Origin of the sequence: Lysinibacillus sp. NPDC093197 (assembly GCF_044754025.1) — a bacterium.
In the GTDB taxonomy this organism is placed as follows: domain Bacteria; phylum Bacillota; class Bacilli; order Bacillales_A; family Planococcaceae; genus Lysinibacillus.
Map to the genome: position 1 here is coordinate 407,086 of NZ_JBIVOH010000003.1, position 23,766 is coordinate 430,851.

The following is a 23,766-nucleotide window of genomic DNA, read 5'->3' on the forward strand; positions in this document are numbered from 1 at the left end:
CTCATAATTATCGGGATTCTTCTTGCTATAAAGATGAAGAAAAAGACTAGCTAAAACAGCTAGTCTTGTTTCATTAAAATTTGTCATATTAAAATAGATTTCTAGTTACTAAATCATCATATATCCCGTTCACCGTTAGCTTCCCATTTAGCAATTTCCTCTCTAACACGAGGGGCAACTTCTTTCCCAAGCAATTCAATGGCACGCATCACTTGATTATGTGGCATTGTACTTAACGGTACATACATCATAAAACGAGTAATCCCCACATGCTTACGCAAATGAATGATTTTCTCTGCGACAGTATCAGAATCACCAACATACAATGCCCCTTCAAAACTTCGCGCTGCATCAAAACTTGAACGATCATAATAAGCCCAGCCCCGCTCCTTGCCAAGTTTATTCATACCAGCTTGAGTGGATGGGAAAAATGTATCTGCTGCCAGTTCCCTATTCTCCCCTACAAAACCTATCGAATGAGATCCCACCTTCAGTTTGGAGACATCATGACCTGCATGAGCCGCCGCTTTTTTATATAACTGTACAATTGGTGCAAATTGCATCGGGCTACCACCAATGATCGCCAGCATCAGTGGCAATCCGAGCAGGCCTGCACGGATGGCAGAATCTTGATTTCCACCACTACCGACCCATATAGGTAAAGAATCTTGAACAGGTCTTGGATAGACACCTAAATTATTTATTGCAGGTCGATGTCTGCCCTCCCACGTTACTTTTTCCGATTGACGAAGTTTAAGCAGCAACTCCAAATGTTCTTCAAACAGCGCATCATAGTCGTTCAAATTATAGCCAAACAACGGAAATGACTCGATAAAAGAACCTCGCCCTGCCATTATTTCCGCGCGTCCATTTGAAATCCCGTCTAGTGTAGAAAAATCTTGAAAAACACGTACAGGATCAGCTGAAGAAAGCACAGTTACCGCGCTTGTAAGTCGTATGTTTTTCGTTTGGGGTGCAGCCGCTGAGAGAACCATCGCTGGAGATGATGCTGCATAATCCTTCCTATGATGTTCACCAACGCCAAACACATCCAGCCCTACTTGATCAGCAAGGATAATTTCTTCGACCACTTCACGTAGACGTTGGGCATGACTAATCACTTCGCCATTATAAACATCCGGTTTCGTTTCTACAAAAGATGTAATACCTATTTCCATTTAAATCTCTCCTAGTCCAATTAAATTATAAGAATAAATATAGTGTTACTCGTAGTAGTACTATCACCCAGTTATTTTCGAATACTTAAAGCCCAAAAAAGCAGAGCCAAAGCACTGACCGAAGCGCCAAGCAAAGAAACGCCTCCCCAGCCGAAATGTGCATATATTTGAGTTGAGGCAATTGAACCACTCGCACTGCCGATAGAATAGAACATCATATATCCAGCAGTAAGTCGACTCCTTGCTTCGGGGTGCAACGGAAGAATCATCGTTTGATTCGTTACATGTATTGCCTGTACAGCCAAATCAAGTAGAACAATACCGACAACTAATGCGACAATTGTTTGTTGTAGATAACTGATAAACAACCATGAAATTAGCAATAATAATAAAGCACTACCAGTCGTTCGTTGTCCGTACCCTCGATCTGCAAGTTTTCCTGCACTTGCCGCAGCTAATGCTCCTGCTACACCAACAAGACCAAAAGCTCCAATTGCACTATAAGATAAAGCAAACGGCGGTGCGCTAAGTGGTAAAACGAGCGAAGTCCATAAAATACTGAAATCGGCAAAAATCAACAGCGCTAAAACTGAACGAACGCGTAAAGTTCGCTCTTGAATAAATAATGTAAACGTTGACCTAATCAACTGGAGATAAGTGATTGATTTCACTTCGCGCTCAACAACTGGCAGTACTTTAAAAAACAAACTAGCTAGCAAAAGCATGAGTGCTGCAGAGACGATATATACGGAACGCCAACCTGCTAGATCTGTTAGTATACCGGCAAAAGTCCGCGCGAGCAGTATGCCGATAACTATTCCACTTGTTACAATACCAACGACACGCCCTCGTTCTGTAGGAGAAGCGATATTTGCTGCATAAGCCACAAGCGTTTGGGTCACAACTGCAAGAAGACCTACTAAAGCCATACCTACGAAAAGTACAACGCTAGAGAAAGCTGTCCCCACTATAATCAAAGCTATTGTGGATAAGAGCATCTGCCCCACAATAAGGCGCCGTTGATTTAATAAATCTCCAAGGGGAACGAGTAGTAGTAAACCCAATCCATAAAAAATTTGTGTGATAGTAATCACAACACCAATAACGGAATGGTCAATGCCAAAATCATTCGATAATCGATCGAGCAATGGCTGGGCAAAATAAATATTGGCCACTGACATTCCACAGGCAGTCGCAAACAATAATGTCAAAGAGCGAGACATGGATGAATGCTGATGCCCATGAGGTTTAGTTTCAGGAGATGGACTATTCACCTTAGAATAAAGTGGGCCATTTTCTAGATTCGAATCTGTTTTGTACACACCTTAACCTCCATTACGTTAAATTAGCAACCATAACATACCGAACGGTACAATATAATTATTGGTAAATATAGCTTAAACTTATTTTGATTGTCAACACTTTTATTTTCTACAAAAGCGTTGCATTCAATAGATTTGACTAAAAACACGGCTAATACTATAATGATTACATACTGTTCGGTATATAAATAACAATCTAATTGTCAACATACAAAACATTAAAATCGAAAATTGAAGAGAGGTATTCTTATGGCAAGAACCCGAGAGTTTGATGAGGATCAAGTTTTAAACGCAGCAATGCAGTTATTTTGGGAGAAAGGATATGAGGCTACTTCATTAAGCGACCTTACTTCTAGAATGGGCATTCAACGCCCTAGTATTTATTCAACCTTTGGTGATAAGAAAGAGTTATTCGAAGCAGCACTTCGCAAATATACAATGTCCCGCGCATCCGATATTCGAACCAAGCTCCAAAGTCACTCCTCTATAAAAGAGGCATTTTCTACTTTTTTTTCAGATATCATCAATGACGAATATGGAGGTGCACTTAGTAAAGGCTGTTTTTGTATTAATACGATGGTTGAACTCGCACCGCATGATGAGCGATTTGAAATTTTAACTAGAGAACATCAACTGTACCTAACTGTTATCTTTCAAGAAACGATTGAACGGGGAATACAATCTGGTGAGCTGGAAGCCAACACTGATGCAAAATCTTTAGCACAATCACTAATTATCGCATTAATCGGTCTAACAGTTATGATGAAATCCCGCCCTCAACGCTCTTTTATCGACAATGCAATCGCAACGACTCTTACATTGCTCAAATGACATTTAACAGTCAAACTTACAACAACTGTTGCCGAGAATATAGAACATCCAATAGATAAGGGAAAACTCGCATGTTGATAAAACATAAATCAACATACGAGTTTTTCATTTTCCTTAATACGCAAAAATTTTTCTATATTTGATGTAATGCTCTGGCCAAAATTCTTCTTCTTACCGATGCTAGTCAGCAAAGGGCTAGTTTTTTTATCATAACGATTGGGGTGTCATTATTTTGTTGTTTCAGCTATTTAAATAGACCCAACTTAATTGTTCTCAACACGTTTTCCATTAACAAAAACTGATAACACAAGCCCAATAAGCGCAATGGCTGCGATAAAGAAGAATGCATACTTTGTCCCTTCAGCCATTAATTCAAATGGTGAAGCATTTTGGAATTTTTCGAAATGCTTGTTTTGTCCACTGACCATTAATGTAATAGCCAATGCTGTCCCTGTCCCACCTGCAATTTGTTGTAATGTACTCATAACAGCTGCACCATCTGCGTATAATTCACGTGGCAACTGATTTAAACCATTTGTTTGCGCAGGCATAATAATCATAGAAATCCCTATAAAGAATATTGTATTCGCTAAAATAATCTGCCAAACGGGTGTATGTGCGGAAATCGTAAAGACAAAAAGTAAACTTGCAATTAATGTTAGCAGAAAGCCAAGGGGCAAAAATTTCTTTGCACCAAATTGATCGAACATCTTTCCTACTACTGGTGATAAAACTGCATTCATGGCACTACCAGGCAAAAGAATAAGACCAGCAACCGTTGCACTGAATAGTAAAGAACCTTTTAAGTACATAGGCAATAGTATCGCTGTTGATAAAATTAAAAGCATACCGCTAAATAACAATACCGTCCCTAACGTAAACATAGGATATTTAAACGTTCGTAAATTAATCATAGGCTGCTCCATTTTAAATTGACGAATTACAAATAACGCAATTGAAACTAGGCCAACAATAAATGGTATATATACCCCTGCAGAAGCAAAGGATTTTTCTGCAATAGTACTTAAACTGTAAATGAAGCCGCCAAATCCAAGTGTCGATAAAATAATTGAAACAACATCAATAGCTGGCTTCGTAATAGTAGATACATTATCGATTTGTTTAAGCCCCACTACGACTAATCCTGCATAAAAAACAAGGCTTATCCAGAAAATAAACGACCAATCCAACGAGTCCACAATTAAGCCTGCCAATGTTGGCCCAATCGCAGGAGCTGTCGTAATAACAAGCCCCATTAACCCCATTACCGCTCCACGCTTTTGAATCGGGAAAATTAATAAAATTACATTCATCATGAGCGGTAAAATAATGCCCGTTCCAAACGCTTGAATGATACGACCTAGCAGTAAAATCGGAAAGCTTGGTGCTAAAGCTGCTAAAATCGTTCCTACAATCGAAAATACTAATGATCCAACAACTAACTGTTTTGTTGTAAACCATTGAATTAGAAGAGATGAAACAGGCACTAAAATACCTATTGTTAATAGATAGCCTGTAGTAAGCCACTGTGCTGTCCCAGCTGAAACAGTGAAATCGGACATAATATTGGTCAGAGCCATATTTAAAGCTGTCTCACTAAACAACCCTATAAATGCTGCAAACATAAGCACAAAAGCCATACTTTTAGGTTTTCGTACTGGCACAACTTGCAAAGATGAAGCCATAAATAAAATACTTCCTTTCTTTCTCTATAATTAATTAGACCGGTCTATATAATAAGCATAAAAATGAAGCCCCTATTTACTTAGAAAGCAATAAAGGAATCATTTTGTTAATTTGAATTAAAGGCTCACTCGATTTTTTGGTTACACATAATGTAATCCCACCTTCAATTAATGCACTTATTGTTTTGCTAATTAAGTAAGCACGTTCTTCACTATAACCACTAACTTTTAATTTCTCAAAGTAAAGATTTCCCCATATTTCAAAGGTTTCTTCACAAGCCTGACGTAAATTCTCATTTACAAATGCTGTTTCCATTGCGAGTAAACCCATTGGAACATTTTTTAATTTTGATATTGGATCCATGTCATGAAAAATTCCCGAAATACTTTCTATATGATATTGAAATGCCTTCGCTGGATCTTCGTAAGCTGCTAGATTTTGCTCAATTTCTGCTGCAATTCTATTTGCTGATAAGTTGATCGCTTCAACAGCTAATTGTTCCTTACCATCAGGAAAATGATAATATAAAGAACCTTTTGGCGCGCCACTCTCTTGAATTATTTGACTCAAGCCTGTAGCATGGTATCCTTTTAAATGAAAAAGCTCTGTTGCAGCTTCTAAAATTTTCTCTCGCGATGTTTTTTTACTAGACATAGGATTACCTCCCTTAAAAAAATTATAACGAACGGTCTACATAATAATAAAAGTCTTTTTGAACGCTGTCAAATTTTAATAACTCTAACCTTCCCACCTTAAATTCAATCAATACAATGAAATGTCGCTGACCAATTAGTTCACTTCAACTACAAATGTGTAGGATACCTCACCATTTGACCATCTAGCTAAAACCTCAAAAATATATCGACCTTTGTTTGACGGCGCTGCCATCTCATTGTTTTTCAACATAATTTCATTATCTCTCCCGTTTTCATTCCAAAGATAAACAAAGATTTCCGGGTTTTCTTCAACCTCAATACGCATGTTCATATTTGGTTCTAACTGAATCGCCTGTAATTTTTCAGCTACTTGGTTTGGAGATGCATGATCAGTTTGAACAGTCTCAGTTGTTAGCCACTTTTTCCTTTCCCATTGATAACCGCCCGCTTCCATTTCAAACTTCTTCCCATTAACATGGACCCAGCCTGCCATAGATGGAGGAAAACTTTCTTTATTGAGTTCTGCTTCATGGTGAGTTTTATTTACATCATTCGAACAACCCGCTATTAAAAGTGCAATCAAGCCAATCATTAAAAATAACTTTTTCAATGTGCAACCTCCTTTTTCTAAATTTGACTTTTATTTCTCAAATTCGTTTCATTTATTTTAATAAAATTCAAAGGATGATTGTTCTTATTGAACTTAATTCCAAGACTGCTCGATTTTGTGAGTCTCTGGACTTTTTTAATGCCTCCTTGTAACATTGGGTTAAGAACAAATTGTATTTAGATTTCTTCATTCAATCACTGATACACTATAAGCAACAATTTAGACAAAAAAAAGGCTAGTTAATTATTATTTTGTTTTCTTTACTCAATGAATATAGGATATACTTTTATAGTCCTGTTATTGGCACGTAAAATTTAAATTTAAAATTCAAGAAAGTTTTATTGGAGGTTTATTATGAATTACAGAATTATTAACAAACAAGTATTTGAACAAGCGCAGCTACGTTCGGTTTCGGATGTACCATTCACTGAAGAAGAACTTCAAAACGGTATGAAAATAGCTGTCTCTAAAGCGGATGATACGTTAGCTTTATATTTACTAGATATCGAAGGTCATAAAAAGTTCGAAGTTCGTTGGGATGATTCATCAGAAGTTTTCAACGGTTGGTATTCAGCATGGGATAATTTCTCTTGGTGCCTTGATGTAGTAAGCAAATAAATAGAACTTGATGAAATAATATCAACTAGAAACAACATCCTTTTGTTTTCGGTTGATATTATTTTTATTTAAGTACGATTGTCATATGCTCATACAAGTTAGGAGGAATTACTATGAGAAGTTTAAAGGGAATAATAAGCATTCTATTTATTGTTGTATTTGCATTAATGGTCATTTTATTAAACTCTGGTCCTCCTAAGCCAATTGTATCGGCAGAAGGGAAAAAAATAACGATAGTACAAGGTTCATATTGTTGGAATAAGATAATTGGATTTGAATGTGTTGATAAAATATCGCCACCAGAAATCCTGGAAAATAATAAAATCACACCCTTTCCTGTATCCCCTAATAGCGAAATAAAAATCCATTTTAAAAAACCACCCATTGATGAAATAGAAGTAGAAAAATGGTTGGATAAAAGCGAGAGTGCACTAATAAAAGTTGAAGGCGATGTTTTTTCAGCGCCTCAAGAAAAAGGCATCTATATATACACTGTTTCCGGCAGATGGGAAAAAGGGAGTTCGTCTTTCGTTTTTAGTATAAGAGTTAAATAATATTGTATAATTTGTGTTGTATCTCTATCTATTTATGCTGAACATTCTGTTTTAAAGGAGTGATATTTTTGAAACTTTTTAACAAGATTAAATTTATCCATCCTATAAGAAAGTACATACATTTCATCTTAATAATTTTGATGTTTTCACTTATCATACCCGCTGGATTCAATCCAAAATATTTAAATATAATCATGTTTATTTTTGGACTGGTAGTACTAAATCGCGGGTTTGACTATAGAGGAACTAATAATAAAGCGTTTTATCAATGCTTGTATACAGGTCTCACAATGTGTTTAGTATTTCTAATATTATTCATCATCCAATAATTTTGGGTAAACCGTAATGCGTAGAAATGATTTTCTACATATCGATTAGAAAAAATAGTTTTGACTCCTTGTAACTTTGTATAATTCATCCGCAATTTGAACATATATGGAGTAACAAGGGAGGTTATCATCATGAAAAAACTACTTTATATCTTAGTACTATTCACATTATTACTATCAGCCTGTGGAAAAAATGCGGAACCGAAGGAAGTCGCTGTCGATCAAGACACATCTGTAAAAGATATTGTAGGGGCAGTTGTTAAAAATAAATTTACTGTAGAAGAAACGAAAGGCATTGTTACTATATCGATTCAAGATACAGATGTACGAGAAGGTTCTAAAAATCAGATGCTAAAAGATTCTGGTAAAATATTTGCCGAGCTGTCGAAGCTAAAAAGTGTGAAAACACCTTCAATCATTTGGTTTGCCCCATTAACAGGTGCTAATAGTAATGAAGAAATGACGGAAGTATTAAGCATTTATTTTGATGAAGAAGATTTTAGAACCGTCAATTGGGCCGATTATTCACAATTAAATATAGAATCCATTGCCACTGAATATAAAGAAAACCCAGCTTTAGGCGATTAACACATCAAAAAGATATTGGGACAAAGGAGAAAAAGTGTTAGATTGACTACGATCAATCTAACACTTTTTTGCTCTCAACGTTGATGTCCGCTCCAGCGGACGCTTTCCGCGGGCACATCGTAAGCCGCAACCCTCGCTAACGCGCGGTTTGTTGCGTCTTACTTACTGTGCGTTCCCGCAGGAGTCGCCGCCTCCGCTACCATCAACTAGTTAATTGTTTGAGTGCCTGGCACGAACCCCTTATATGCCCTCAGTATTCATTAATACAATACGCCAGCCATCTGGATCTTCAATCGTTACACCTTTTTCTGCCCAATAAGGATTTTCTGGCTCCACTTCTGGATAACCCATCTGCTCTAGTCGTTGCACAATGCGCTGGATTGCTTCAATGTTTGGCATGTAAAGCACAAGAAGATTATCCTTGGTCGGTGCAGGACATGGGCTACCATCAACATGCTCAGTAAATTCCAAATGATAATTGGCATTCGGCAGACCAATCATAATACCATTATAGCCTCGATGCCCTTTAAACGAGCCAATCTTTTCTAAACCGACACCTTCACAATAAAACCTTTCTATTGCCGATAATTGATGAGTCGGTCTTGCAACACGTACTTGTACAACTTCCTTTGCCCATTGTTCTTTCATCGCCATCTCTCCTTCTAGGACGATTATATAATGGGAAAACTTGAGAGGAGAACGGTCAATAGTCTGAGTTGTATTCCGCATGCCATATTATATCCGCTTTTTGTAATGGTACTTCCTTTTTTAAGTAATACTCTTCCGCTACCCAATATCTGCATTCATACTTCTTCCTAATTGCTGATACATCCCCTATATACGAATCACGCTTTAAAACTCTTTCTTCCCTAACATGTTTTGGACATTCTAAAAATATCGTATAGTCATAAAATCTCCTCCATTCATTGCGCTGAAGAAAGACTCCTTCTATTAAAAGAATACTATTTAGTACAAAGTGCTTTTTACTATTTATTACTGTATTCATTGCGCGATTATAAAAAGGCAGTGTTAAATCTTGATGACCATTATGTATTTTTTTTAAAAGGCTTTCTTTTATGAATTTTATATCCCATTGTAAATAATAATATTCAAACCATTCTTCATTGCCCGTATTGTATCGCTTTTCACTTTCTACAATATAATCATCAATATGCAAAACATTAACCACGCAATCATTTTCCAACGCGCTAGCTAGTTTATTTACAAAGGTTGTTTTTCCTACTCCTCCTAATCCGTCAATGGCAACAATGAGAGGCCTTTCTCCCCTCTCTGGACTATTAAATCGCTTCATTATTTCGGTTGTCACCTGTTGTGCCCCACGCAATTATTCCACTCTCCTAATCCAATACTGTTATCAACATTAAAATAACCAGCTTACTTCCCACAAAGTAAACTGGTCTCTTTTAAATTATTGGGATAACGCAACATCAAATGAAGCAGCGGTTTTCGCCTTTACTTCCTCCAATGTTACACCTTCTGCTAATTCTATTAGTTGCATGCCTGTAGATGTAAAATCAAAAACAGCTAAGTCCGTTATTAATCTGTGCACAACACCTTTGCCTGTTAACGGTAACTCACACTGCTTTTTAATTTTTGACTCCCCGTTTTTGTTTACATGCTCCATCACGACAATGACTCTTTTCGCACCGACAACAAGATCCATGGCGCCCCCCATGCCCTTTACCATTTTCCCTGGGATCATCCAATTGGCAAGATCACCTGTTTCGGAAACTTCCATTCCACCTAAAATAGCAAGATCAATATGTCCACCACGAATCATTGCAAAGGACTCAGCACTATCAAAAAAAGATGCTCCTGGCACAGCTGTCACTGTTTCTTTCCCAGCATTTATGAGGTCAGCATCTACCGCACTTTTCTCTGGATAAGGACCAATTCCAAGGAGGCCATTTTCGGATTGTAAAAGCACCTCATAATCAGAAGGAATGGCATTGGCAATAAGTGTTGGAATACCGATACCTAAATTGACATTCATGCCATTTTTAATTTCCTGGACAGCTCTATTCACAATTTTATATCTTGTATCCGCCATTATGCTTCCTCCTCCTTTTTAACAGTCAAACGTTCGATACGTTTTTCATAATTTTCGCCGAGTAAAACACGTTGCACGAAGACACCTGGTGTGTGAATATGATCTGGATCTAGTTCGCCCACTTCTACAATCTCTTCCACTTCTGCAATTGTAATTTTGCCTGACATCGCTGCTAAAGGATTAAAATTACGCGATGTTTTTCGATAAATTAAATTGCCTAGCTTGTCTGCCTTCCACGCTTTGACAAGAGCAAAGTCTGCAACAATTCCTTCTTCTAAAATATATTCCTTGCCATCGAAAACCTTTACTTCTTTGCCTTCAGCAATTGGCGTTCCAACCCCTGTCGCTGTATAAAAACCTGGAATGCCAGCTCCTCCAGCTCGCAGACGCTCTGCTAATGTACCTTGTGGTGCAAGCTCAACTTCTAACTCGCCACTTAAAAATTGCTGTTCAAAGATTTTATTTTCGCCAACATAGGATGCTATCATTTTTTTAATTTGCTTATTTGCTAGTAATAACCCTAATCCCCAATTATCTACACCACAGTTATTACTAATCACTGTTAAATCCTTTGTTCCCTTATGTTGTAACGCAGCAATAGCCTTTTCAGGAATACCACTTAAACCGAATCCCCCTACTGCTAACGTAGCACCATCATTAATATCAGCAATGGCTTCCTCAAACGAATTCCACACTTTCCCATTCACCATATCGAAACCCCCTAAAATTGCTCGTTTATCAAGAAAAATTCTACATCATTCTTGTTTTATAAGTAAAGGAATTAATTGTAATGTTATTTATGCTTAATTTGCATAAATCAACGAATGCTATTCTTTTTCCGTTCGAATTGTCTTTAATAATTGCGTTAAGGCATAAGATTGATATGTGTTTTTTTTCGTAATTACGCCGAGACGCCACGGCATATAAAAGTTCTGTAATGGAATAATCTTTACATTTCGATTGTTTTGCTTCGCTGCAATAGAATAAGGCAAAAGAGTCACGCCTAAATTTGAGGATACTAGCTCAACAATTAAATCCCATTGAGAGCTTTTGTAGCTAATTATTGGCGTAAACCCTGCACTTTTACATGATTTAATAACATAATCATGTAATGAAAATTCCTCTGTAAAAATAATAAATGATTCATTTTTTAACTCTTGCAATAAAATGTGATCTTGCTTAGCTAATGGGTGTTGTTCATTAATAAAAACAAAAAATTGATCTTCAACGAAAGATTGGACAATGAACTTCCTTTCGTCGGTAGGTAACACAACTATGCCCATATCTACTTCTCCACTTTCCACTAAAGTACCAACTAATTTTGCTCCACGCTCGACTAGCTCTAAATGAACATTTGGATATTGTTGATGAAACTTACGTGCAATTTCAGGGAAAAACAAAGTGCCAATGAGCGGAGGGATACCCATTTTAATAGACCCCGTTTTGATGTTTACTAAATCATCTAGCAAAATGTGCAAATCATAGACAGAACGCATAATTTTTTGACCTTGTTGATAAACAATATTGCCAGCATCCGTTAACTCTACATGTCTTGTAGAACGATTTAATAACTCAACATGAAGATTATCTTCTAACTTTTTAATGCTCTTACTTAATGAGGGTTGTGATACAAAGGTTTCACTTGCTGCTTTCGTAAAACTTCCATGTTCTACTACTGCCATAAACGCCTTTAAATCTCGTAACTCCATATGAAAACCCCTTATTTATTCTAATTTGTTATGGATAAAATCATTAAAGTATTAATTAGTAATAAATTCTCTTAATAATTCTTTAATCCTTCTTTGCAAATGCAACCTAAATGTAGAACGTAAAGGTTTTCATATACATCTTTCTCATCCATGTGAATATCTGTAACATTAAAGTAGGATTTTTGTTTTATTTAAAAGATTTATTTATGGATAATTTCTTTGAAAATCTATATATTTGACTAGTTGGGCTTTTTCGAGGCTTTATCTTCCTATCAACATATAAGTATTTTGTCGCAATTAAAAGTTAGGAGATAACGCAATAACTCTAGCGCCACGTTCTATTAAATAATATAAAAAGGGATTTTACGGATGCTAATTTATTTAATTATTTTTTGTGCCATTATTTTAGGAGGATTCTTGTTACGAAGAATGTTTTATATTAGAAAAGACCGCCTAGAAAAGAAAAAGATTATGGAGGAACGATTAAAAAAGCTTATTTTTTCGAATTCTAAGCAACTATAAATAATATTTCTTTACTACATTACATACGCAGAATTTAACGTAAGGACGATACTCACGCTAGGCTTTATTCAAATGCTAGCCCTTCTACATAAGCGAAAAAAATAAGAACAATCTATGCTTTTTATTTCAAATCTTTTTAGTTTAGTGTTAAACTATCTATTGTCAATTAAATGAAGTAGTAATGAGTATGATTTATGTTTTACTGTCAATACTCAGTTTATCACTCAAACTAGGAGGAATTTTATTATGAAACGTGTTGAAAATAAAGTAGCACTTGTTACTGGCGGAGCGTCAGGAATCGGTTTATCAGCAGCAACTTTGTTAGCGAAAGAAGGAGCAAAAGTTGTTATTGCTGACTATAATCTTGAAGGGGCAAAAGAGATTGCTGCAGCATTAGTAAAAGAAGGCTATGAAGCAGCTGCAGTATTTTTAGATGCTGGCGATGCTGATTCAATCAAAGCAGCAGTAGAATTCACTGTTGAGCAATTCGGTTCTTTAACAGTACTATATAACAATGTAGGTTCAACAAACTTACAAAAAGATTTAGATGTAGTAAACATGGATTTAGAAGAATTTGATCGCCTAGTAAATATCAACTTAAAATCAGTATTACTTGGTAGCCGTTTCGCTATTCCACATATGCAAAAAGCTGGTGGTGGTTCTATCATTAACACTGCTTCTATGGGTGGATTTGCAAGTGACCAAATTCGTACAGCTTACGGTACAACAAAAGCTGGCGTAGTTCACTTAACTAAATATATTGCAACTCAATACGGTAAAGATAAAATCCGCTGTAACGCTATAGCACCAGGATTAATTTTAACTCCTGCAGCTAAAAACAATTTACCAAAAGATTTACTAGAAATTTTCACAAAATATAATGCCCTACCATACAATGGTGAAGCAGATGATATCGGTTACGCAGTAGTATTCTTAGCTTCTGATGAATCTAAATTTATGACTGGTCAAACTCTTCAAATTGAAGGTGGCCATTACATTGCTAACCCAACAATTGCAGATACAAATGTTTGGGCTTCAAACCAACAAAAATAATAACCTTTTTAGCTGATTAAAAAGGTTTGAGCGAACAATCAGTATTAAAAGTGTTAGCAAAGATAACGAGATTGCTATTCTCGTTAGTCTCAGGCTGTAGATAAACTCCAAAGAAATTTGGAATTGTCTACAGTCTTTTTTTCAGGAAATTGTTTGAGTGCCTGGCACTTCTCATAACACTTCTCATAAATACTTAGCATCATACTGGCTCCTAAATCGGAATAATCCACTTCGCTTTCGCGGGAGTCTTCGTGGATTTTTGCTTGGATAGTTATAGAGGAAATTGTTTGAGTGCCTGGCACTTCTCATAACACTTCTCATAAATACTTAGCATCATACTGGCTCCTAAATCAGAAAAATCCACTTCGCTTTCCGCGGGCACATCGGAAGCCGCAACCCTCGCTATCGCGCGGTTTGTCGCGTCTTACGTTCTGTGCTGTTCCCGCAGGAGTCTTCGTGGATTTTTCCTTGGATAGTTATAGAGGAAATTGTTTGAGTGCCTGACACCTAGGCCTTCTCTAACGCTAATTTGATGCCAAAGCCAATCAGAACTATTCCTGTTAAGCCTTCGATTACTGCCTTTGTCATAGGCTTCTTCATAAAAGCACTAATTCTATCTAATAAATATACATAGAAGATGAACCATGAAGCCGTTAAGGCGGTATAAATAAGTCCCATCAGTAAAAATGGGAAAAATGTGCTGTTTGAGCCATCTACAAATTGTGGTAAGAACGTTAGAAAAAACACTGCTACCTTTGGGTTTGTCACATTTGTTAAGAAACCTTGCTTAAAGCATGATTGATTCCCATACTTAATATCAATTTGAGTATCATCATTTACGACTGGCGACTGCGTGCGAATTGTTTTTAAAGTCCATAATGTCTTCACACCTAAATAGCATAAATACACCGCTCCAACGTATTTTAAAATAGCAAATATATAGGCTGACTTTACAATAATTGCAGAGAGTCCGATAACCGCAGCTAATGTATGAATAAATAATCCACAGCATGAGCCAAGTATTGTTTGTAACCCACCCTTTTTATTAACTGTTAAAGTATTTTTAGTCGCAATCGCAGTATCGGGTCCAGGTAAAATTATTAATAAAATACACATCAATAAAAACATCGGAATATTCTCCATGCCGATAGCCCTCCAATCCGTCTGAAAATTATAAAAACAATTCTACCATACGTAACCTATCTGAAAAAGATACCACTTAAAAAATTCCCCATATTCTTTACAATTGACATATAACCATAAGGTGTTATATATTCGTAACACCTTATGGTTATATTTTAAAAAAGAGGAGACTATAAAATGCCTGAACAACTACAAAATATTGTTAAAACTATTACACTTAATGCGCCTATCGAGAAGGCGTGGGAAACAGTTACAAATGCCGAAAAGCTTGGCTCTTGGTTTATGCCAAATGATTTTAAACCAGTGGAAGGGCATGAATTTACACTACAATCTCCATTTGGACCTTCGCCGTGTAAAGTAGAAAAAGTTGATGCACCTCATTATGTACGTTTTGCATGGGATACTGATGGATGGTTTGTCACATTTGAGTTAAAGCAAGCTGGAGAGCAAACAGAATTTATATTAACTCATGGTGGCTGGAAAGAAGCCTCTCATATTATTCCAAAGGCTAACATGCCTGCAGAAGCTGTTCGGCAAAATATGGATGGCGGTTGGACAATGCTTGTTGGTAAAAAGTTGAAAGAGATTGCAGAAACAAAATGACACTGCTTGCACAACAGTATGATGTTTTCCAAGCAATTGCTGATCCAACAAGACGTCATGTACTACAACTGCTAGCCGAAAGTGATAAACCAATAGCTGTTATTTCAGAGCATTTTACGATTAGCAGAACTGCTGTCGTCAAACATCTACACATATTAGAGCAAGCCAAGCTAGTATCAGCCCAAAAGAAGGGCCGAGAAAAAATTTACACTTTACACATCGATCGCTTAAAAGAAATTGAAGATTGGTTACAATACTTTCATTTATTTTGGGATAATAAGCTGGCACAATTACAAAACATTATCGAAAAAGACTAACAAAGTTTTATGGCAGCAGCAAAAATAAGCCGCAACAATTCGCATTAGCAATTGTTGCGGCTTACTTTTCTTATCGCATATAAAATAATCCACCATTTATAATTTCAATTTTAATCTTTGCATCATATTGTTCTTCTAAAGCATTTTTCTCTACTTCATAACACTCTGGCTTTTCTTCCACATCTTCATAAAAATAGTCTAATACGCGTTGATCTCTTTGCCATCTCTTTTTTGCTTGCTCAGCCCATGTATGATCATCCTGTTGAATAATTGCATCAATAGCTTCATCTAAGCGTTGAAGCGCCCGTAAAGGCTTAATTATATATTGTACATAAAAAGCATCTTCTGACGGCGTAATATCCCAGTCAATATTACTTATTGTGTCATGAAAATTATCATTTATTGTCCCTGTCAGTAAATTAATACCAAAAGAGAACATCATTTCTTTCGTTCGATCGCAACAATACGACACTTTATAATTTACCCCAAGCCAAGGAGTCAGCATGACTTGCCCTGTACCTGCATCTACTTTTTGAAACATTTGAACAAAAGCTCCTAGCTCTCTCGTAGCATGAAACAATTGATTTAGCCTTGGAGAACCAAAATGCACGACCTCCCCCATTATTTTTTCTGACAGTGCACTTTGATCTGTTATAAAGGTAACTTGTGCAGGGTTAGGTTCGCCATTCGTTGCTTCTACGTATTGCCAGTAAAAGGGGCGATTCATAATTCTTTTATCAATAGCAATCGTTAATTGTACTGTTAGGTAATGGTCACCATCACCTACCATATCGCATTCATTTTCTAAAAAAAATTGTCGTAAATAGCTGTGAACCTGTTGTGGATACATGCCCCTCTCCCCTTACAATATCAATTACACCTTGGTGTGATAGCGTCTTAAACAGATTTTTTGAAATTCGTTAAGATTGCATCTAGGTCTCCTACTACCTTTTCAAAGACATCAATTTTTGTATGCAGTAATGCCAAAATATCCTTTTCAATCGTATCTTCTACAGCAAGATTATAAATATGAACATCATGTTCTTGTCCTAAACGGTGAACACGCCCTATGCGTTGCTCAAGCTTCATTGGATTCCAAGGCAAATCGTAGTTAATAACATGATGGCAAAATTGAAGGTTGATCCCTTCTCCCCCTGCCTCTGTTGCTATCAATACTTGAGCTTTTTCCTTAAATATATGCTTCATGTAATCACGCTTGTTTTTATTGAATTTACCATTAAACAAAACACTCGTAATACCATGAGAATGTAAATACCATTGTAAATAAATTTGAGTTGCACGGTATTCAGTAAAAATAATGACTTTGTCTTTAGCCTGTTCAATAATTTCAAGCGTCTTCTCAGCCTTAGAATTCACTTCTAAAGCCATAACCTTTGCAAGAATTGCTTCTAGCTCATCGCGTTCTGAACTATTTTCTAGCATTTTAGACAACGTTAAAGCCGTTGCCTCTTTGCTACTACACATTTCTTTTTGCAAAGTAATTAATGAAAAGGAACCTGTAGACGTAAGCGAACCAAGTAAATGATAAACTTCCATTTCCTCAGGGCTAAAATGGATAGGGACAATTTGAACACGTCTATTGGTCCACTCAATGCCTGTGTCCTCTCTTCGATTTCTTACCATCACTTGGTTGACTAGTTCTTTTAAATAGTCATCGTGCTGTAAATCGTGCTTGCTTGCTGAAAACGCAGATTGGAATGTCTCATAATTGCCAAGATGACCTGGCTTCAGTAAAGAAATAAGATAATAAAGCTCAAAAACATCATTTTGAATCGGTGTAGCCGTTAATAATAAGCAAAACTTCTTCTTTAATCCTTGCACAAATTCATAAATTTGTGTTTTATGGTTTTTTAATTTATGTGCCTCGTCAATAATAATCATGTCATAATTTTGCGCATAAATTAGTTCTTTATGTGGACTTTTTTTTGCCGTATCCATGCTCATAATAACAATATCGTAACGCTCAATCGGGCAATTTTTTTTATACGCTACAGCTGGAATATGAAATTTTTGATTCAATTCTTCAATCCATTGATTAATAAGAGAAGCAGGTGCTAAAATCAGAGCTTTTTTCACAAGCCCTCGTATCATGTATTCCTTTAGTATTAAGCCAGCTTCAATTGTTTTACCAAGCCCCACCTCATCTGCAAGTATCGCTTTCCCATTCATTCTTTCTATCACGGTTTGCGCTGCTTCTAGCTGATGGGCAAGTGGTGTTAGCTTCGGTAAAACTTTAGGTGCTTGTAAACCAGTAAATTCCGGAATTAAATTCATTTTCACAATTTCATAGTTCATTTTGTACAAAGTCCAACTATGCCATTTTTCATGATTTTCTAGCCTATTAATAAAGCCTTCTTGCCAATCGGACGACCTCTCCACGATCATGATCATCACCTCATGCTATTATTTCTAAATTAGGTTGTCCAAAAAAGAAAAAGCTATGTTAGATTTTGCTCATGTAAAAATATACATATTTTAAGTGATATGCAGATGACTTCTACTGTTCAAATAATTTAACCCTAGAAATAATTTCGTGGCATTGTTCTTTTACTATTTTTATGGTTTAAACGAGGCATAATAATATAGCACTCACCACAGCTTTTTTTGAAAAGATTTTTGAATTTGAATAGCTTTAAATCACACAAAAAAAGAGAAGGCTTATATGCCCTCTCTTCCTGTTATTAACATTACTTCACATATGCGACAGCTCTTACTGGAGATGCAGTGGAGTTTTTCAATTTAAGCGGCAGTGCCATAAAAGTAAAACGGTCATTTAAAGGTAGCTGTTCAAGGTTGACTAGGTTTTCTACTATATAAATAGGAACACTTAGCAGCTTTAGATGCACTTCGCGTTTCATATTGTCATGAACATCTATATTCGCTAAATCAAGACCAATGCATTTTACTTGTTTCTCGAATAACCAATCACCTGCACAAGTAGCAAAAGCGTGCTCTTCAAAAAAGTCCCCTTGTCCCCACTTTGCAGTGCGTGTTCGTACTAAGACAATATCACCTTGCTGTACAGTAATTCCTTGTCTTTGCTCAGCTAGCGAAAGCATCTCAGCTGTAACAGGTTCAAACGGATCTTTGAAAGAGGATACATCAAGTAAGACAGCATCCCCATAAGTTTTTGTTAAATCCATTTCAGCCGTAGATTCCCCACCTCTTATAAAGTGAAGTGGTGCGTCAATATGTGTCCCGCTATGATCGGACATACGTAAAAAGCGAGATTCAAATCCTTCACATGGTGCTACGTAACGATGACCGGAATTATCAAAAGTGGATTCTTCTTGTATAGCAATCGGTGGATGTGATGTATAAGAAACTAAGCCATCATAAATTTCTAGTGTTAAATCAATAATTTTCATTTATTTTTCCTCCTTAAAATGAATCACAACTTTTCCATTTACTTTATTAAGCGCACTTTCAAAACCTTGAAGACTATTTTTAAATGGAACCGTATGTGCGATTAACTTATTAAATGGATATTTTGCATCCGCAGCCATTTGTAAAACCGCTTCATAATTAGCCTGTGTAATGCCGTAACTGCCTTTAATCATTATTTCACCACGGACAATTTGATCCATTGGAACAGCAAACTCTGCAGAATTGATGCCGACTAATACAAGCTGTCCACCTCGTTTAAGTAAACGAATAGCTTCTTTCGGAATAGATGGATGACCAGAGCAGTCAATGATTGCATCATAGCCTGAAAAATTATCGTGTATTAGTTCCTCTGTAGCAACAAACGTTGCATGTACACCTATCTCTTTTGCTAACTGCAAACGACTTTGATCTTGTGGGACTCCTAGCATATGTGTTTCTTCATTACCTGCCCCTACTAAGATTGCAGCTACCCCTAATCCTATTGGTCCTGGCCCAATTACTAAAATAGACTTTTTCTTGTAATCAGCTACTTTTAAAACTGCCGTATAACTAACTGCTAAAGCTTCTGAAATAGCTGCCACTTCATCACTCACTGCGTCGTCAATTACAATAATATTATTCACATCGACTACCATATACTGTGCCATGCCACCAGCCTCTCGAAATCCATATCGAAGAGCCTCAGTCGGTGTTTTTATCAATTTATAATCATTAAAATCACAGCAATTCGTTTCGCCACGTTGACAATAATCACATACACCACAACTTTTATATGGGTTAATAACCACTCTTTTATTTAAAAGTGCTTGATCACCAGCTGTCCCCATACCTATTACTGTTCCAGTTACTTCATGCCCGAGCACAAGTGGGTAAGTGACCCAATCGTAGCCACCATGTCCGTCATACATATGCAAGTCGCTCCCACAAATACCCACTGCACTTACTTTTAGTAAACATTCATTACTATTTAACTCCGGAACAGAATAGGTTTTAAACTGAACATCCTTTTTCTTTGTTGAACACTTTACTAATGCTTGATATTCCATCGCCATATCTACTCCTATTCTCATTTCAAATTTGCTGCCTTTATATTGAATCTCTACTGAACCAACTTAATAATATCTACTAGTGTCTTTTCTTTTTGCGCTAAATATTGTTGTTTATCGATGGATGACCAATCGTAAAAGCCTTGATTGGTTTTCATACCATATTGTTTAGCTTCTATTTTCGCATGATGTATCGCAAGTGGTTTCGTACCATTCTCTAAAGTTGGATATACATGTTCGACAATGGCATAATGCGTATCTAAACCATTTATATCCCGTTGCTCAAGTGGCCCAGTATTAGCTAATCGTACACCTAGGCTCATTTTAGCAATAAAGTCCAACTCTTCAGCCGTCACAATTCCCTTCTCAACTAAAGACATCGCTTCTCTTGCCAGTGCACTTTGTAATCTGTTTGCTACAAAGCCTTCAATTTCCCGTTTCAATAAGATAGGCTTTTTACAAACACTTTGTAAAAATTCCATAGTCGCATTTGCCCGTTCCTGAGATGTAAAAGTGCTAGGAACTACTTCGATTAAAGGGGTAATATGTGCGGGAGAAAAGAAATGTGTCCCGATTAAGCGTTCTTTGTGCAACATTTTTACTGCAATATCGCTAATTAGATAACTTGAAGTATTGGTACAAAACGTAACTTCTTTTTCATAAAATGAATCCAGTTGTTCGAATAAAGCTTGTTTAGCTTGCAAATTTTCAACAATCGCCTCAAAGACAAATGATAAACCATCAATTTGTTCTAGTTGCTGTAAAAAAGTAATTTGTTGTAAATCTGATTCTTGCTTTAATTGCTGTAATCTTTCTATATTAGGCTCATATAAATAGACATTTACGTTATATTGGTTAAAATATTTCGCGATAGCCGAGCCCATAAAGCCCCCGCCTATTATTAGTACTTTTTGCATTTTTAGATCTCCTTCTTTAAGCTTTACTATCCTCATCATTCCAAATTACTTGTATTCCTACTGCATAAATACATAATGCTTTCACCTCGGCTAAAACATCAACACTTGCACCAAGTGAAATGGCATTACCTTTATGAATCAGAATGCCTTTTTCATAGGCATCACAAACGTTTATAGCATACAGTAATAATTCCTTCAGTAATCTGGACACTGACCCATCACGTAAAGAAGTTGTTCGCAAGTTGCTATATTTTAATAAAGTATCCGGTGCATAATCTACTAAATATTGAATCCAAGTAGGTAATACATCAAACTCACCTTGATAATAATCAATACATTCCTGCTGTGAGGAAAATGTATCAACCTCTTCCCCCATTTCAATGGCCTGTGCGTCTCCTGATAGTTGAATTGCGTAAGAAATAGCTTCTATTCCAGATAACCAAGTAGGAATACCTCTAGAAATAATAGCTGATGCAATTAGTTCTGCAATTTCTGCGACAGTATTGCTCGCTTCAACTGCTTGCTTTACGAAATAAAGCATTTGTTTTTCCTCACGCCTTGCTGCAAATAATCCTACAAGTAACAATGTTTTTTCTTTTTTTGTTAAAGCATCTTCTGTTAGAAGTGCTTGATACATGCTGGACATTTATATTTCCTCCTCAGGTTATGGCTATTTGACATACGTTGCTGTCCGCTACGGCGGATGCTTTCCGCGGGCACACCGTAAGCCGCAACCCTCGCTACGCGCGGTCTGTTGCGTCTTACGTTTTGTGCGTTCCCGCAGGAGTCACCGCCTTCGCTACCATTAACTAGTGCTATCTGCAAATTTTTATCTATGGCAAAAGAAAGAATAGCTAGGTTCTTCTTCATAATTAATAGTAAAAATTCACGAACATCTTTACTTCTATTATAAAAAATTATAGTTTTCCCATGTGTCGTTGCTGTCCGCTACGGCGGGCGCTTTCCACGGGTTTATCGGCGATTCACATGCTTCTATCGGCGATTTTCACTGTCTTATCGGCGATTCACATGCTTCCATCGGCGATTTCCACTTTCTTTCCGGCGATTCACATGCTTCCATCGGCGATTTCCACTGTCTTTCCGGCGATTCACAACCTTCTTTCAATGCAAAAAAATTCGCTCTCTTTCTGTGGACGAACCGCAATCCTCACAAATGCTAAACATCTGCGGAGGCTCGCTTGGCTCGCTTTCCCACAGAAGTTTAGCGAATTTTTTGCTGAAATCCTATAATCCTTACTCTTTAATTTCTAAAGTAAATATGACCAAGCTAATGTTGCAATAATGTAAATAACACCTACGAAGAACATGATCATAACAAGGAAGCCCATAATATCTTTTAACTTTAAGCGAGAGAGTGCTAGAGCTGGTAAAATCCAGAATGGTTGTACTAAATCGTTCCAAGCATTCCCTAACATAACAGACATTGATGTTTCTGATAAGGAAGCACCTAATTCTTTTGCTGCCTCAATCATAAATGGACCTTGTACTGTCCAGTGCCCTCCTGCAGATGGTGCAAAGAAGTTAATGAAGAAGGAGCTAATTAACCCCCAAAACGGTAGGGTATGTTCGTTTGATAAGTCAACGAATATTTTTGCAATTGTGTCCACTAAACCAGAAGCGGCCATGATAGCCATAATCCCCGCGTAGAATGGAAATTGCAGTATGATTCCTGAAATTGTTTTAACCCCGTCAGCTAAGTGCTCAGCATAACGTGCAGGTGTGCCTAGTAAAATAATTCCTACGAATAAAATAATAAAGTTTAAAATATTTAAGTTTAATGAATTACCATTTGTGAAATAGATTACGATATAAATCAGCCCTAACACACCAATTGCGTAAGCTAGAATGCGGCTGTTATTTAATTTATTTGCTAAAGTATTGTCTTCTAAAAGGTTTAATTTTACTTTTGGTTTGTCTGCATATAATGCTGGATCAATCTCCACAACATTTTTAGGATCTTTTGGATGTAGCATCGCATTAAATAAAGGTAACGTAATTAATAAAACAACTGTTGTAATAATCATTGGTAAGCTAAAAATTGTTTCTGATAATGTAACTAATCCCATAGCATCTTCTAAGAAGTGACCTGGTGTTGAAATTAAAATTGGAATAGAAGCAGATAAACCTAATCCATAGAAAGTGAATCCAGAATATGCAGCTGCAATGATTAGCGGATAATGGACCCCTTTAACTTTCAACGCTAGTTTTTTTGCGATAATCCCACCAATTACTAAACCAAATCCCCAGTTTAAATAACTACCGATACCCCCAACGAGTGTTGCCACGATAATTGCCATTTTTGGTGTATGAACCATACTTGCAATTTTATTTAATAACTTATCAGTTATAGGTGCCGTAGCTAATACATAACCCATTGCAAGAATAACGGCCATTTGTGTTGTAAATGCTAGTAAATCCCAAAAGCCACCACCCCAGGCAGTTGTTAGATCCACAAAACTAATATCTTCAATTAGTAGAGCCAATACAAACGTTAATAATGTAAGTCCAATTGCAAATACAAATGGATCTGGTAAATATTTTTTCATTACATTTGTGAAAAAATTCGTTAACTTTTCCATACTAT

General features: G+C 36.6%; 25 protein-coding genes. 7 read left to right on the plus strand and 18 right to left on the minus strand.

Features of this window, described 5'->3' with window-relative positions; genetic code table 11:
• Nucleotides 1-116 precede the first annotated feature (116 nt).
• Together ACIP9G_RS11845 and ACIP9G_RS11850 are read right to left on the minus strand one after the other, a co-directional pair.
• On the minus strand, nucleotides 117-1,178 hold the full coding sequence (locus ACIP9G_RS11845; RefSeq protein ID WP_401019503.1) for an LLM class flavin-dependent oxidoreductase: 1,062 nt from the start codon (nucleotides 1,176-1,178) through the stop codon (nucleotides 117-119).
• Nucleotides 1,179-1,249: 71 nt separating this feature from the next.
• Nucleotides 1,250-2,500 carry an MFS transporter gene (locus ACIP9G_RS11850; RefSeq protein ID WP_401019505.1) on the minus strand — a complete coding sequence of 417 codons (1,251 nt, stop codon included), beginning with the start codon at nucleotides 2,498-2,500 and terminating at the stop codon, nucleotides 1,250-1,252.
• A 249-nt stretch (nucleotides 2,501-2,749) separates the two neighbouring features.
• On the opposite strand from ACIP9G_RS11850, the gene ACIP9G_RS11855 reads away from it, so the two are divergent.
• Entirely contained in the window at nucleotides 2,750-3,331 is a 582-nt protein-coding gene (locus ACIP9G_RS11855) for a TetR/AcrR family transcriptional regulator (RefSeq protein WP_401019508.1), read from the plus strand.
• A 263-nt stretch (nucleotides 3,332-3,594) separates the two neighbouring features.
• On the opposite strand, the gene ACIP9G_RS11860 is transcribed toward ACIP9G_RS11855, so the two are convergent.
• From ACIP9G_RS11860 to ACIP9G_RS11870, 3 genes are all read right to left on the minus strand, one after another.
• Nucleotides 3,595-5,016 carry an MDR family MFS transporter gene (locus ACIP9G_RS11860; protein WP_401019511.1) on the minus strand — a complete coding sequence of 474 codons (1,422 nt, stop codon included), beginning with the start codon at nucleotides 5,014-5,016 and terminating at the stop codon, nucleotides 3,595-3,597.
• A 76-nt stretch (nucleotides 5,017-5,092) separates the two neighbouring features.
• Nucleotides 5,093-5,671, minus strand: a complete 579-nt coding sequence (locus tag ACIP9G_RS11865; protein WP_340821249.1) for a TetR/AcrR family transcriptional regulator — start codon at nucleotides 5,669-5,671, stop codon at nucleotides 5,093-5,095.
• A 135-nt stretch (nucleotides 5,672-5,806) separates the two neighbouring features.
• The gene (locus ACIP9G_RS11870) at nucleotides 5,807-6,283 is read right to left on the minus strand and encodes a hypothetical protein (protein WP_340821250.1); all 477 of its coding nucleotides are present in this window, start codon (nucleotides 6,281-6,283) and stop codon (nucleotides 5,807-5,809) included.
• Nucleotides 6,284-6,637: 354 nt separating this feature from the next.
• On the opposite strand from ACIP9G_RS11870, the gene ACIP9G_RS11875 reads away from it, so the two are divergent.
• The 3 genes from ACIP9G_RS11875 (at nucleotide 6,638) to ACIP9G_RS11885 (ending at nucleotide 8,372) form a co-directional block, all read left to right on the plus strand.
• Nucleotides 6,638-6,901: a hypothetical protein gene (locus ACIP9G_RS11875; RefSeq protein ID WP_173478775.1), complete on the plus strand. Its 264-nt coding sequence runs from the start codon at nucleotides 6,638-6,640 to the stop codon at nucleotides 6,899-6,901.
• Nucleotides 6,902-7,014: 113 nt separating this feature from the next.
• Nucleotides 7,015-7,455: a hypothetical protein gene (locus tag ACIP9G_RS11880; protein ID WP_401019515.1), complete on the plus strand. Its 441-nt coding sequence runs from the start codon at nucleotides 7,015-7,017 to the stop codon at nucleotides 7,453-7,455.
• Between the two features lie 461 nt (nucleotides 7,456-7,916).
• Entirely contained in the window at nucleotides 7,917-8,372 is a 456-nt protein-coding gene (locus ACIP9G_RS11885; RefSeq protein ID WP_401019517.1) for a hypothetical protein, read from the plus strand.
• Between the two features lie 240 nt (nucleotides 8,373-8,612).
• Here the strand turns inward: ACIP9G_RS11885 and ACIP9G_RS11890 are convergent, their stop codons facing one another.
• The 5 genes from ACIP9G_RS11890 to ACIP9G_RS11910 all read right to left on the minus strand — a co-directional run bounded on the left by ACIP9G_RS11890 (nucleotide 8,613) and on the right by ACIP9G_RS11910 (nucleotide 12,152).
• The gene (locus ACIP9G_RS11890) at nucleotides 8,613-9,020 is read right to left on the minus strand and encodes a VOC family protein (RefSeq protein ID WP_401019519.1); all 408 of its coding nucleotides are present in this window, start codon (nucleotides 9,018-9,020) and stop codon (nucleotides 8,613-8,615) included.
• Nucleotides 9,021-9,075: 55 nt separating this feature from the next.
• Nucleotides 9,076-9,717 (minus strand): kinase, encoded by a 642-nt coding sequence (locus tag ACIP9G_RS11895; protein ID WP_401019521.1) that lies wholly within the window; start codon nucleotides 9,715-9,717, stop codon nucleotides 9,076-9,078.
• A gap of 84 nt (nucleotides 9,718-9,801) precedes the next feature.
• The gene (locus ACIP9G_RS11900; protein ID WP_401019524.1) at nucleotides 9,802-10,443 is read right to left on the minus strand and encodes a 3-oxoacid CoA-transferase subunit B; all 642 of its coding nucleotides are present in this window, start codon (nucleotides 10,441-10,443) and stop codon (nucleotides 9,802-9,804) included.
• Nucleotides 10,443-11,153, minus strand: a complete 711-nt coding sequence (locus ACIP9G_RS11905; RefSeq protein WP_401019525.1) for a CoA transferase subunit A — start codon at nucleotides 11,151-11,153, stop codon at nucleotides 10,443-10,445. The genes ACIP9G_RS11900 and ACIP9G_RS11905 overlap by 1 nt, the downstream gene beginning before the upstream one ends.
• A 117-nt stretch (nucleotides 11,154-11,270) precedes the next feature.
• Nucleotides 11,271-12,152 carry a LysR family transcriptional regulator gene (locus ACIP9G_RS11910; protein WP_340821257.1) on the minus strand — a complete coding sequence of 294 codons (882 nt, stop codon included), beginning with the start codon at nucleotides 12,150-12,152 and terminating at the stop codon, nucleotides 11,271-11,273.
• A gap of 768 nt (nucleotides 12,153-12,920) precedes the next feature.
• Here ACIP9G_RS11910 and ACIP9G_RS11915 point away from each other — a divergent pair.
• Complete coding sequence (locus ACIP9G_RS11915) at nucleotides 12,921-13,727, plus strand: SDR family NAD(P)-dependent oxidoreductase (protein WP_340821258.1); 807 nt, start codon at nucleotides 12,921-12,923, stop codon at nucleotides 13,725-13,727.
• A 507-nt stretch (nucleotides 13,728-14,234) separates the two neighbouring features.
• On the opposite strand, the gene ACIP9G_RS11920 is transcribed toward ACIP9G_RS11915, so the two are convergent.
• On the minus strand, nucleotides 14,235-14,870 hold the full coding sequence (locus ACIP9G_RS11920) for a LysE family translocator (protein WP_401019529.1): 636 nt from the start codon (nucleotides 14,868-14,870) through the stop codon (nucleotides 14,235-14,237).
• A gap of 177 nt (nucleotides 14,871-15,047) precedes the next feature.
• Here ACIP9G_RS11920 and ACIP9G_RS11925 point away from each other — a divergent pair, with 177 nt between their 5' ends.
• A complete protein-coding gene (locus tag ACIP9G_RS11925; protein WP_401019531.1) occupies nucleotides 15,048-15,473 on the plus strand; it encodes an SRPBCC family protein in 426 nt (141 codons plus the stop codon).
• Nucleotides 15,470-15,790: an ArsR/SmtB family transcription factor gene (locus ACIP9G_RS11930; protein WP_401019533.1), complete on the plus strand. Its 321-nt coding sequence runs from the start codon at nucleotides 15,470-15,472 to the stop codon at nucleotides 15,788-15,790. The genes ACIP9G_RS11925 and ACIP9G_RS11930 overlap by 4 nt, the downstream gene beginning before the upstream one ends.
• A gap of 70 nt (nucleotides 15,791-15,860) precedes the next feature.
• Here the strand turns inward: ACIP9G_RS11930 and ACIP9G_RS11935 are convergent, their stop codons facing one another.
• The 7 genes from ACIP9G_RS11935 to ACIP9G_RS11965 form a co-directional block, all read right to left on the minus strand.
• A complete protein-coding gene (locus ACIP9G_RS11935) occupies nucleotides 15,861-16,640 on the minus strand; it encodes a YqhG family protein (protein WP_401019535.1) in 780 nt (259 codons plus the stop codon).
• Nucleotides 16,641-16,687: 47 nt separating this feature from the next.
• Nucleotides 16,688-18,202 (minus strand): DEAD/DEAH box helicase, encoded by a 1,515-nt coding sequence (locus ACIP9G_RS11940; protein ID WP_401019536.1) that lies wholly within the window; start codon nucleotides 18,200-18,202, stop codon nucleotides 16,688-16,690.
• A gap of 296 nt (nucleotides 18,203-18,498) precedes the next feature.
• A complete protein-coding gene (locus ACIP9G_RS11945) occupies nucleotides 18,499-19,179 on the minus strand; it encodes a cyclase family protein (protein WP_340821264.1) in 681 nt (226 codons plus the stop codon).
• The gene (locus ACIP9G_RS11950) at nucleotides 19,180-20,244 is read right to left on the minus strand and encodes a zinc-dependent alcohol dehydrogenase (RefSeq protein ID WP_401019538.1); all 1,065 of its coding nucleotides are present in this window, start codon (nucleotides 20,242-20,244) and stop codon (nucleotides 19,180-19,182) included.
• Between the two features lie 53 nt (nucleotides 20,245-20,297).
• Nucleotides 20,298-21,161: a 3-hydroxyacyl-CoA dehydrogenase NAD-binding domain-containing protein gene (locus ACIP9G_RS11955; protein WP_401019540.1), complete on the minus strand. Its 864-nt coding sequence runs from the start codon at nucleotides 21,159-21,161 to the stop codon at nucleotides 20,298-20,300.
• Between the two features lie 16 nt (nucleotides 21,162-21,177).
• Nucleotides 21,178-21,807, minus strand: coding sequence for a carboxymuconolactone decarboxylase family protein (locus ACIP9G_RS11960; protein WP_401019542.1), 630 nt, complete (start codon nucleotides 21,805-21,807; stop codon nucleotides 21,178-21,180).
• 622 nt (nucleotides 21,808-22,429) lie between these two features.
• The gene (locus ACIP9G_RS11965) at nucleotides 22,430-23,761 is read right to left on the minus strand and encodes a short-chain fatty acid transporter (RefSeq protein ID WP_401019544.1); all 1,332 of its coding nucleotides are present in this window, start codon (nucleotides 23,759-23,761) and stop codon (nucleotides 22,430-22,432) included.
• Between the last annotated feature and the right edge of the window lie 5 nt (nucleotides 23,762-23,766).